Here is a 1,882-nt window from a genome sequence, read left to right as displayed (position 1 = left end):
TCCAGCAAACCCGAAAACAGCGCCCAANTCGGGTGCTCCCTGCCGAGCTCAAAGCAAGATTCGCCGAGGCGTTGCGCCAGGGCGAACTTGGACTGTGAGCGCAGGTCTACGACAGCACTTATCGAAATCCGAGACTGCGCGATGCGGTGGTGAGTCACGTCGCGACCCTGGCGCCGTTGTCGACGCGCAATCTGACCACGGCGGCGGATCTCGGTGTGCTCACGTCGGGCCAGCCGATGACGCTGGCGCCGAATGCGGCGCAAGTCCTCGGGGCACGAACCGCCTCGGCAAGCGTGGGAACGGCGTTCAATCAGAACGTCGCAATGGCCAACAACAACTCACCGAATTTTCCCACCTCTCTGCCGTCGACAAGCGATCAGACCTGGAATTTGACGGCCATCGGCGCTCAGACCGCTTACTCGCGCGGCTTCACCGGCGCCGGCGTCAATGTCGTGGTCGCCGATACGGGCTTCGATCTCGGCAATGCCGCGTTATCGAACAAATTCCTCACCAGTCTCGGCCAAAACTACGTGGTCAAGAACGGCACGACGTTCGATCCGACCGAGTTGACTCCGCTCACGGATCAGAAAGACCCCGACAATCATGGGACTCACGTGTCCGGCATCATTGCCGCAGAGAAATTCGACAATGTCGATGCGCATGGCGTCGCCTACGGCGCCAATATCATTCCGCTGCGCATCTTGACCGGCGACGGCTATTCGGTCGCCGGCGGCGGTGATGCCTCGGTCAAGGCACTGAACTACTTCGCGAGCCTCAGCGGCGCGATGGTCTACAATGCCAGCTATGGTCCGGACTTCGACGGTCAGTTCAATCTGACGCAATGGAAGGTCTACAATCCGACCGACGAAGCCAATGCGATGTTGAATGCTTTGCAGGCCGGAAAGATCATCGTTGCCGCCAACGGCAATGATCGCAAGGACAATCCCATAGCCGCCCGCAATCCGTCGGGTCTTGCTCTGATGCCGTTCCTGAACCCGGCGCACGCCAACCTCGGCGTCTATGACGATCAAGGCGGGAACTACGACTTCACGGCCTTGCAGGACCAAAAGGGCCAGGTCATTTCGGTGATGTCGGTCGGTATCACCAAGGCGCCGGCATGGTACTCGAACCTGTGCGGCGTCACTGCGAGCTGGTGCGTTGCAGCACCGGGCGGCGATCAATACACAGGCCCGATGGTTTACTCGGCCATCCCGGTGAACACCTATGGGTTCCTGGAAGGAACTTCGATGGCGGCGCCGACCGTATCGGGCGCGATCGCCGTGCTGATCCAGGCCAATCCGACCTACAACGCCCAGGACCTCGCGCATCTGCTGTTCTCCACCACCGAGGATCTCGGCGCTCCAGGTCTCGACAAGGTGTTCGGCCAGGGCCTGATCCGGCTCGACCGCGCCACCGCCGGCCCGACTACGCTGGCTGCTGATACATCCGTATCGGTCGCTGCCGATCAGACGACCTATTGGAGTCAGGCTCTCACCACGGCAGGGGCCTTCAGCAAGATCGGAGACGGCATTCTGACGATCTCCGGCCGTACAACTGCCTATGGCAACGTTTCCACCCAGCTCGGCACGCTCGCTGTGGACGGCACGCTGACATTGGCGGCGGACGGCAAGCTCAACGTCGCTCAGCCGGCGACACTCGCCGGCTTCGGCACGGTCAACGGCGATACGGTGGTGGCCGGCACTCTGTCGCCGGGCAAGATGGCCAATATCGGCGATCTAATTGCCAGCGGATCGGTGGCGGCCGGCACGGTGCTGAATGGCAATTCGGTCGGTTCGCTGACCTTCAACGGCAACGTGACATTGACCGCCACGGCCAATACCCGGATCGATATCGACGGCACGCTGCTGGTGCCGGGCGGCCC

Annotated in this window: 1 protein-coding gene; it reads left to right on the top strand. The window is 61.9% G+C overall.

The genetic code is table 11. The features are described 5' to 3' along the window. Positions 1 to 149: 149 nt before the first annotated feature. On the top strand, positions 150 to 1,882 hold a 1,733-nt coding region (locus I5M_RS30110; RefSeq protein WP_244432050.1), incomplete at its 3' end, for a S8 family peptidase.

The sequence above is a fragment of the Rhodopseudomonas sp. B29 genome, assembly GCF_000333455.1.
In the GTDB taxonomy this organism is placed as follows: domain Bacteria; phylum Pseudomonadota; class Alphaproteobacteria; order Rhizobiales; family Xanthobacteraceae; genus Rhodopseudomonas.
This window is presented reverse-complemented; position numbering and strand designations above follow the sequence as displayed.